We start from the raw sequence: 9,983 nt of genomic DNA, 5'->3' as shown, positions 1-9,983 counted from the left end.
GGTATATGTACGACAGCTTTGCCCATTCTCATCAGGTTTGAGACCGCCTGGGGCGCGGCGTGAACAGCCCCACCGCCTACGAGGGCGCCCTGAAGCTCAAGGAGATCTCCTACATCCACGCCGAGGCCTACGCGGCCGGCGAGATGAGGCACGGCCCGATCGCGCTGATTGACGAGCACCTGCCGGTGGCCGTGATCGCCACCGAGAGCCGCCTGCTGGAAAAGACGATCAGCAACGTGCAGGAAGTCCGCGCCCGCGCCGGCAAGGTGATCCTGTTCCTCTCGGACGGCGACACCGAAAACGCCCGCCACGGCGACGACGTGATCTACCTGCCGCGCGCCCACGAGATGGTCTCCCCCGTCGTGAACGCGGTCGCCATGCAACTGCTGGCGTATTTCACCGCCACGGCGCTGGGCAAGGACGTCGGTAAGCCGAGGAACCTGGCCAAGAGCGTGACAGTGGAGTAACGAATTTCGGTTCAAGGTGGATGCCTTGGAGGCATCCACCCTAATCTTTCGTGACTTCCAACAAATCTGCGTGCAGCTGGCGAACGTAAATGTTAGTGTCGAAGCTGTCAACGACAACGATAGCTGACCAGAAGGTCACGTCAGTGAGTCGAAAGGAGCGTCCACGATGGCTGTTGCGGATATTGGAAACTTTTTTAAGGCTGAGACAAAAAGTCTCAAGGATCTCGTCTCTAAACCAGGCACTGCTTTCTATATCCCGCTATATCAAAGGGAGTATAGCTGGAAAACAGGAAATATAGAGGAATTAATTAGCGACATTGCCCAGGGCATAGAAAGATTAGTATCCCTGAATAATGATACAGAAGAATACAAAAATTCAATGAGGTTTTTTGGCTCGGTAATTCTGGTTGGCGAGACGGAGCCTTTTGCGACAATACAGCCAAAGGATAGCAGTGCTATGCCCACGTCTGTTCGGAAAGTAATTGATGGACAACAAAGACTATCAACCTTCGCCCTGCTTTCTACTGTTCTGTATGAAGCAGTTGATAGAAATTCAAAGATTGTAACAGCCAATAGGTCAACTCTTTCAAGTGAGGTGAAAAGCAATTTAAGCGAGGTGGTAAGGTATTATAAGAATATTCTCTCGAATTTATATTCATTCAATCTTGAAATGGGCGACCCAGAAAGAAAGCCCGTTATTATTCGCGGATCCGTAGATAAGTGGACTTATTCTGATAAAGACGATGATAGCTATAATTCTGGTATTTCCAATTACCTGGCCAAGTTTATTAGAGTTCATCATTCAAGCGAAGATGAAAAGATACTGAGTGAATTCAAATCAGATATCGTGAAGTCAAATATTTCGAAGCTGCGAAATTTGGTCAAAGCGATTGAAAATCAACATAGGGGTCTAGGAGATTCATCGATGCCTTGTGCTCGACAAATAATAAGTAAAGTGTCGCAGATAGATCTTTGGCAGAGAGAAAGGAATGACCTGATTGAGTATCTGAAAGCTGCTGATGTAAACTCACCCGATAAATCTCTCCACTCGGTATTTTCTCTGACTCAGTTGTTCATGTTTATTCATTATCTAACGAACAGGTGTTGTTTTACCACAATTAACCTTGTGGATGAGAATCTAGCCTTTGACATGTTCCAATCACTGAATACTACCGGACTTCCATTAACTTCCCTTGAAACGTTTAAACCAAAAATATTAGTGATTGATCCAGAAAAGCCTAAGGCAGATTCGAATTACTTAAATTATAAGTATAGAGCAGACTACGAAAAGGTGGAAAAACTCATACAAGTTGGCGACGATGGAAGAACCGCGAAAAAAGAATCACTAACGAATGAGTTCATGGTAATTTTCTCTCTCGTGTGGAGCGGAGAACCTCTATCAAAAAATTTCAGTGATCAAAGGCGATACCTTGATCGCGAGTTCACAGGGAAAGAGATAGAGAAGCAAGATGAGGTTTTTATTAAAACCATGGGCGATCTTGCACTCTTCTGGCTTGACACACAGTTGAATAGCTACGAAAACTTAGAGCAATCCCTGAACAAGCTAAATGCAGCGGATATAGATATAATTAAGCTATGTCTTGCATATCTCAGGGATGCAAACCACAAGTTAGCGAATTCTCTTATTGGAGCATACTATTCTAGTGAATTAAAAAACAACCTCGATAAGCAAAAGGAGTTCTATAGGATAGTAAGACATACAGCAGCCTATTTCACTTTGTGGAGAGCTTCCAGCGGAACCTCTGGTCTTGATAAAAGTTACAGGAATCTAATGGAGAAGCTCGTAAGTAAAAAGAGTGGCGGCAAAATAAGGATATCCGCGAGCTCTGATGTTATTAGGAAAGAGTTATCCGAAATACTCAGCGCAAAAAGAATCAGAACAAAATCAGATTGGATTCAATATGCGAGAACTAACCTTCTGTATGGATCAGCACCGCATGCAGTAGTGAAATTTGCTCTCTTGGCTTATTCCAATGAACGAATTGCGGATCCGGGGAGACTAGGTTTGACCACCAAGGCCGCCGCTGACTACTCCAAGACATTGACGTACGAAGCATGGATCTCTAAAAATGCAAAGTCAATTGAGCACATTGCACCGCAAGACAATGCAAGCGGATGGGACAAAGCTATATATGAGAATAAGAAATATGATCTGATTGGAAATCTCACACTATTTCCAGTGGAAGTAAACTCTAGTGCGAGCAATAAGGGCTGGAGGGAAAAGTGGTATTATTACAGAATTTTAGGGGAAAGTAATCAGAGTGCACGAGAGAATTTGAAGGCGCAAGCTGATTCTGATGGCATCTCTCTCAAAGGGAAAACAGTGAGCGAGCTAACCAATTCCAGCTACATGGATATAATCGCTCCGTTGTCATCTTTGCCAAAGGACTTCACTTGGAATGCAGACTTTATCGATTTGCGCACTGAAGAAATCTGCGAAACCGTATGGCACGTAATGGATAAATGGCTCTCTGAGTAAATAGACATGCATGGAGAATTGGGGTATCATCGATAGAAATGTCTACTGCGAGTTCTTTTTTCAAGCTCGGCTTCTCCGGCCACGAAACTTTCGCTTTCCGTTACGGGTGGCTGCGCAAGGCCGTCATCGGAGCGGAGATCGGCCCACAGTATTTCTCGCAGCCCATGGCACTGGTGCTCCTGGGGGTGGGGAAAAATATGGTGGAGAGCATCCGGTACTGGGGCGCGGCCACCCAGGTGCTGGACGACTTGGGCCGTGGCTCCGTGGCACCGACCCCGTTGGGTCAACAGCTACTGACCGAGTGGGATCCTTATCTGGAAGACATTGGGTCGCTGTGGCTAGTGCATTGGCTACTCGTCAACAACCCGGCAAAGGCGGCGGCCTGGCATTACGCGTTCTTCCACTACCCGCGCCGTGACTTCACCAAGGCCGATCTTGCCGAGCACATGTCTGACTGGGCAGCGCGGCATGAAGCCAAGAACAAACGCTCTACGCTAGAGCGGGACGTGGACTGCCTGCTCAGAACCTACCTGCCCGGCAAGAGCAGCAAGAAAGGGGTAGCCGAAGAATCATTCGACTGCCCCCTGGCGGAACTGGGCCTGGTGCACTCTTTGGAAGATGGCGAGCGATTCGGATTTACTTTTGGAAGCAAGCGCTCACTGCCGGATGCAGTGTTTGCCTACGCGCTATTGGACTTTCTGGATCAGATCAGAGGGGAGAGGCAGACCGTGGTGTTGCATGATGCGCTCTATGAACCAGGGAGTCCCGGTCAGGCTTTTAAACTGAGTGAGAATGCGCTGATTGAGGGTATTGAGGCCGTCGAGCAACTGACGGGAGGCGCAGTACAGATGGATGATACGGCGGGCTTGAAACAGATCTACTTGCGCCGGCCGGTGGACAAGGTGGCCCTGTTGGCAGCTTTTTACGCAGGTCAGGCATGACCACCGCACAGCGAACAGATCTGTCCATCTTGCCTGCCGCCCGTTTCCTGCGTTCGGTTCGGTTGGATCACGACCTGCACAGGGCCGAAACACTTCAGGGGTATGTCATTACGCCCCAGGTGCGGACGGTACTGCGGCGCATCTTGACGGCGCTCAGGGTAGAAGGAGCGCGGGCCCTGACCCTGACGGGCCCATACGGCACTGGGAAATCTGCCTTCGCGTTGTTCCTGGCGCGACTGGTTCGGGAGCCGGCTGGAGAGGCCTGGACGTTGCTGTCCAAGGCGGACGGTGTGCTTGCTGCTGAAGCGCGGCAAGTGCTGTCCCGGCCAATCTTGCCGATAGCCCTCACGCTGCGTCGTGCCAGGTTAAGCGTGGCTTTGCTGGAGGGGATAGAGCAGCAAGCACAGGGCATAGCAGGTGCAGAGGGGCTGGCCGCCGAAGTGGCTGAGGCGCTGTCATCGGATCACGACGAACTAGACTCGCGCACTGTCCTGCGGTATGTGGCGACCCTAAAAGAGCACGCCGTGCAGGCGGGGTTCGGCGGAATCCTGATCGTCTTCGACGAGATGGGTAAGGGCCTAGAGTACGAAGCGCGTTACGGCAGCGACGACATTTACTTGTTGCAAGAATTGGCCGAAGTGGCGGCTCGAAGTGGGCAGTACCCGCTGCTTTTCGTAGGGGTACTGCACCAAGGATTCGAGCAGTACGGGGAACATCTGTTGGCTTCCGCTCGCAAAGAGTGGGGCAAAGTTCAGGGCCGGTTTGGGGATATTGAATTCCTGGAGCCGCCCGAACAGCAGATGCGCCTTGCTGCCCAGGCCCTGGGAGTGTTGTCCCCGCCGCCGAGCAAGACTGTGCGTGCGCAGGCTCAGACTGCCGCCCAAGCACTTACTGAGTTGGGTCAAGCCCCCAAGAAGATTGCAGCACTGGAATTCGTTTCACTTGCGGCTGAGGCAGCCCCGATCCATCCCACGGCCTTAATGGCCCTGCCCTATGTCTTCCGCCGCTTCGCCCAGAACGAGCGATCACTCTTCGCGTATCTGCTCAGCGGTGAGCCCCATGCGGTGCCGCAGCAGTGGCAGTCGCGCCAGGAACTTATCCGCCTGCCCGATCTGTTCGATTACTTCACCGTAAACCTGCTGTCGAGCCTGTCCCGCCAAGCGTCCGCCCGCCGTTGGATCGAAGTCGTCGATGCTGTGGAGCGCGAACCAAACCTACCCCCACTGGACGTCGAGATCTTGAAAGCTGTGGGCTTGCTGAGCGTGCTAAGCGACATGGGAGCACTCAACGCGACCTACGAACTGATCTGCACGGCCCTCCGCGACGCTCCAGAGAATTCGGAGGTGCGGGCCTCATTGGATCGCCTCCAAGAAAAGTCGCTGATTGTCTTCCGCCGGTATAACCACACCTACCGCGTCTGGGAAGGCAGCGATATCGACATTGAGGAGCGGTTAGAAGAAGGCCGCCGCACTGTGGGCGCCAGCCTGGCCCTCTCGGAGATTCTGGAGCGTCACCTGCCACGCCGGCCCATGGTGGCCCGGAGGCATTCCTTCGACACCGGCACCTTGCGGTACTTCGAGGTGCACTACGCCGACGCCCCACCACCATCTGCGGCGCTAAAAACCGACAGCGGTGGCGAAGGGGTACTGTTGTGTGCTCTGCCCACGAACGCCGAACAGGCCGACGTCTTCGCGCAGTGGGCACAGGAACCAGAGGTCGCTGGCCGCCCGGAACTCCTGGTGGTAATCCCGCAGCAGCTGCACACCCTACGTGAAGCGGCTGTCGAAGTGCGCGCCCTGCACTGGATCAGGGAGACCACGCCCGAACTGCGCGACGACCGGGTGGCCCGGCGTGAAGTTGCCGAGCGCCTGGCGCACCTGGAGGCCGTGTTGATGAGTGCTGTCGATCAACTTATCGACCCGCGCCCCGCCCCGACTGGCAGCGAAGCGGCCTATTGGTACGGCGGTGAAGCGCTCGACATCCAGACCCCTAGACTGGCCGTGCAGCTCCTGTCGGACATCCTTGACGAGGTGTACGCCGACTCGCCGTGCGTTCTGAACGAACTGGTGAACCGCCGCACGCTGTCTTCAGCCGCTGCGGCTGGACGCGGCAAGCTGATGTCCCTGATGCTCTCAGCGGCAGCCGAACCCCTGCTGGGCCTTGACCCTGAAGCGTTCCCGCCCGAACGCAGCATGTACGAGAGCGTGCTGCGTGAAGCGCAACTGCACGTCCCTGTAAACCCCGACGAGGAAGAAGGCGCGTGGCACTTCGCTGACCCGCCAGGAGGGCACCACACCAACCTGGCCCCCGTGTGGCAGGCCCTTGCCTCCGCCATCTTTGACGCGCAGGAACCCTTCAATGTTGGGAAGCTGTTCGCGAAGCTGGCCGCTCCGCCCTACGGCGTGACTGAAGGCCTCCAGCCCGTGCTGCTGCTTGCCTTTATGCAGGCTCACCCGCATGAGATCAGCTTTTACCGTGAAGGCAGCTTTATCCCCGACCCTGGAATGGCTGACTTCGAGGTTCTGGCCCGTCGTCCGGAACTGTTCGCTGTGATGGGCAGCCGCGTCTCTGGAGGCCGCGCGGACGTTCTTCACCGCATGGCCAAGGGGTACAAGACCGAGCCGGCCCTTGTGCCGGTTGTGCGCGCCCTGATTCGCGGTGTTCGCAGCCTGCCGGAAACCTCCTGGCGCACGAAAGGGCTCCCTGAGAACGTTCTGCGACTGCGTGAAACCTTCAACCAGGCGCGCAGCCCCGAGCAGCTCCTGTTCACCGATATCCCCGCCGCACTGGGTCTGCCACCGATCTCGGACGAGCCCACTCCGCCCGAGCAGGTCGAAGCCTTCTTCAAGGCCCTGAACGCTGCGAACACCACCTGGGCCAAGCACGCCCCGCATCAGATCCTCCAGGCGCGCGCCACACTGCTGGCCGCCCTGGGCTTTCCGGCCACCAACGCCGGCTGGCAAACCCTGATCGAACAGGCCACCTTGCTCCAAGACCGCCCCCTGCCCACCAGCCTGATCCCTCTGGTGAAGCGATTGAGCGTTGCTGGCGAACCTGACCTCGTTCTGGACGGCGTGTTGGCACTAGTTGCCGGTCGCTCGCCGCGCTCCTGGACGGACGCCGACGCCGAACGCTTCCCCACCCAGGCCCACGCCCTGGCCCAGGCGTACACCATTGCTGCGCGGCAGCTGGGCTATGCCAGCCCCGAAGTCGAACGCGGCAGCGAGGACTACGCCGGCCAGATTCGGGGAGTCCTCAACTTGTCCCGCGCCACTCTGAGCGCACAGGACAAAGACGCCATGCGCCTAGCCCTGCTGAAACTGCTTCAGGAACTGGACGACTAACCCCCCCCGCGCATGTGGCATGTGTGCTGATGGACGCCCTACGCCTGGGATACGCTACGCGCATGACCAACAGCTCGACCGCAGAGCCGCGCCACATCCTGTCCCTGTCGGGCGGGAAAGACAGCACGGCTCTCGCTATTTACATGAGGGACAAGATCCCGAACATGGAGTACATTTTTTGCGATACGGGCGAGGAGCTGCCTGAAACTTACGACTATTTGGATCGCCTTGAAGCTTACCTAGGTAAACCAATTGTTCGTCTGAATCCGGATAGGCCCTTTGCGCACTACCTAGACATTTATAGAGGAGTTTTGCCGGATAGTCGCACGCGTTGGTGTACGAGGATGCTGAAAATTAAGCCTTTCGAGAAGTACGTAGGTGAGGATTCGGCGATTAGCTATATAGCCATCAGGGCTGATGAAACCCACCGGATTGGCTATATTTCGACGAAACCTAATCTAAAGGCCGTCTATCCATTTATCGAGAATGATATCATTAAATCCGATGTGTTTGGGATATTGGAAGAGAGCGGGATGGGAATCCCTGAATACTATGAGTGGCGTTCTCGCTCAGGTTGCTACTTTTGCTTTTACCAGCAAAGGCGCGAGTGGGTTGGATTGAAAGAACGCCATCCCGATCTCTACGACAAGGCTAAGACCTTCGAGAAGTTTGACGAGGTGACCGGTAAAAGCTTTACATGGTCGCCAAAGGAGAGTCTCGTTGAGCTTGAACAGCCTGAAAGAATGGAGGCGATCAAGAATTCAAAACTGAGATCGCAGCAAATTAGACAAACTGGACTTGTAGACATCTTAGACGAAGAGGAAGATGCCGATGAGTCGTGTCTCGTTTGTCATCTATGAGATTATGGCTGATTCAATAATTTCAAACATTTTATCATCGATGAAAAGGGGCTCGCGTGATGGAAGGCAGCGTCCACATAAACCAATCATGTGGCTTGTCGTCCTTAACCTACTCGATTCATCATATATCCGAGAAAACAAAATAGTTTTTGACGAAAAGCTAGTGGCCGAATTCAAGAATCTTTTCTCCGAGTACGCTCTTGGCGATGATCTACCTCAGCCGTCACAGCCATTCTTCCACCTTCGTAGCTCCGGGATATGGCACCATAAGATTAATCTTGGCGAAGAGAATTACTATAATTCCCTGACAACATCAGGCGGTGGAACCAAGCGCATACTCAAAGCAATACAGTATGCGTATCTTGATGATGAAGTATACACATACCTTCAAAATTCAATAAATAGAGACAGATTGAGAGCGGAAGTTCTTACGCTCTTGCACGACGAGGGGAGAGGTTAGGCTTGTCGAAACGCATAGGCACGCTATTTCATGAAACCTTTCCCCTCAGTCGGCCCGGAATTGCGGCCGTTCTTCGACAGGCTAATGGAAAGTTGAGTTTAAAGGAGTTAATCGAGATCCTTTGTGAGGAAGAGAACCTCGGTAGGAATTGGGCCAAAGCCGTTCCAAGCTATGCTCGTGCTTGCGGTCTAATGGAATTTGGTTCGACTCAGCTCACCTCCCTTGGCCTGCACGTGCAGGAGCATGACCCGGCGCTCTCGCTTCCGGCGACCCTATGGCTTATGCACTACCACCTGTGCGCCCCACAGGGCCCAGGCCCGCGCTTCTGGCATGACCTGATTGTGCGGGTGCCACAGGTGCAGCAACCTTTCCGCAAAAGCGATGTGGTGACAGAAATTGAACGCAGCGTGCTGGCCGAATCCGGCACGACATTGAAAGACCGGGGCGTTGAGAGCACCGCGACCATCTTCCTGGGCAGTTACACCAAATCCGACGCGCTGGGGCCTCTGGAACTGCTGAGTGAGAACGGCGGCGAGTACGCGTTCGAGACGCCGGACGCGCCGCCAACGGGCGTGTTCGCGTATGCGCTGTCACACTACTGGCAAAGCCAACTGCCTTCCCAGCAGACCTGCACCATGGAGGATTTCAGTGTGCCGGGCGGGTTCGGCAGCCTGTTTTCCATGGGCTCGTTCCACGTAAACCGAGCACTGCGCCAACTGGCGCGGCAAGGGGTGCTGGAGTTGTGGATGGCCGCACCGCCATATCAGGTCACACGGCCACCCACGCCCGAAAAGCTCCTGGAAGGAATTTATGCGGTCGAGTGATGCGAACTGGCTGTTAAGCGAGGAGCTTCAATCAGAGGCCGTCGCGCAGACAGATGGTGCGGCCCAAGCGCGCAGCGTGGTGGCTTTGCTCAACGGGGGCGGACTGTACACGCGCACGGCGCTGCTGGTGTTACCGCTTGGCTGGCTGGGCCGCGAGGGCGAAATCTCAGCGCGGTTAGGGATCGCCCACGTGCACTACCAACAGTGGAAGTTAGAGCGCATCTCGCCGGATCAGTCTTACTTGCTTTACTCGGCCGAGCGTTTAATCGCGGAGCTGGATGCCCTGTGTGGCGAGCCGTACCCGTATGGAACGTTGCTGGTCTCCGTGTTCGATCTACCCCTGGCGGCCCTTGTGCCAGCAGAGCTGCGCAAGTTCTGGAACTACCTGTTTGGAACGTTTAGCAAGCGCCCGCGCGGCGTGATGCTGGCCCTTCCAGACGGGGCACCTATTCTTCCTACTGAGACCGACCTAGAGGGCTGGCAGGCGGCCGGACGCTTGGCGCGCTGGGAAATCTAGCCTGGCGTTCGTCGCTCTTTACTTCTGGTCTATTTCACCCTTCGCCTCGTTGCCGTGATGACGGAAAGGA

The 9,983-nt window shown here is 54.7% G+C and carries 7 protein-coding genes and 1 pseudogene; all 8 read left to right on the top strand.

What is annotated here, in order from left to right:
- Positions 1–47: 47 nt before the first annotated feature.
- Positions 48–467 (top strand): annotated as a pseudogene (locus CVO96_RS05150) (SIS domain-containing protein); the annotation flags it as partial.
- A gap of 166 nt (positions 468–633) precedes the next feature.
- A complete protein-coding gene (locus CVO96_RS20715) occupies positions 634–2,967 on the top strand; it encodes a DUF262 domain-containing protein (protein WP_133161747.1) in 2,334 nt (777 codons plus the stop codon).
- 38 nt (positions 2,968–3,005) lie between these two features.
- On the top strand, positions 3,006–3,908 hold the full coding sequence (locus CVO96_RS05140) for a DUF4007 family protein (RefSeq protein WP_103311081.1): 903 nt from the start codon (positions 3,006–3,008) through the stop codon (positions 3,906–3,908).
- Positions 3,905–7,252 (top strand): hypothetical protein, encoded by a 3,348-nt coding sequence (locus tag CVO96_RS05135; RefSeq protein ID WP_103311079.1) that lies wholly within the window; start codon positions 3,905–3,907, stop codon positions 7,250–7,252. Before CVO96_RS05140 ends, CVO96_RS05135 begins: the two co-directional genes overlap by 4 nt.
- Positions 7,253–7,314: 62 nt before the next feature.
- Positions 7,315–8,112 (top strand): phosphoadenosine phosphosulfate reductase family protein, encoded by a 798-nt coding sequence (locus tag CVO96_RS05130; RefSeq protein WP_103313309.1) that lies wholly within the window; start codon positions 7,315–7,317, stop codon positions 8,110–8,112.
- Between the two features lie 4 nt (positions 8,113–8,116).
- Complete coding sequence (locus CVO96_RS20710) at positions 8,117–8,572, top strand: phosphorothioated DNA-binding restriction endonuclease family protein (protein ID WP_133161746.1); 456 nt, start codon at positions 8,117–8,119, stop codon at positions 8,570–8,572.
- A gap of 2 nt (positions 8,573–8,574) precedes the next feature.
- Positions 8,575–9,396 carry a DUF4007 family protein gene (locus CVO96_RS05125; protein ID WP_165795208.1) on the top strand — a complete coding sequence of 274 codons (822 nt, stop codon included), beginning with the start codon at positions 8,575–8,577 and terminating at the stop codon, positions 9,394–9,396.
- Entirely contained in the window at positions 9,383–9,913 is a 531-nt protein-coding gene (locus CVO96_RS05120) for a hypothetical protein (protein ID WP_103311073.1), read from the top strand. Before CVO96_RS05125 ends, CVO96_RS05120 begins: the two co-directional genes overlap by 14 nt.
- Positions 9,914–9,983: the final 70 nt, after the last annotated feature.

Origin of the sequence: Deinococcus koreensis (assembly GCF_002901445.1) — a bacterium.
Taxonomy (GTDB): domain Bacteria; phylum Deinococcota; class Deinococci; order Deinococcales; family Deinococcaceae; genus Deinococcus; species Deinococcus koreensis.
The sequence above is the reverse complement of the archived record's forward strand: the minus strand, read 5'-3'. Positions and strand labels throughout refer to the sequence as shown.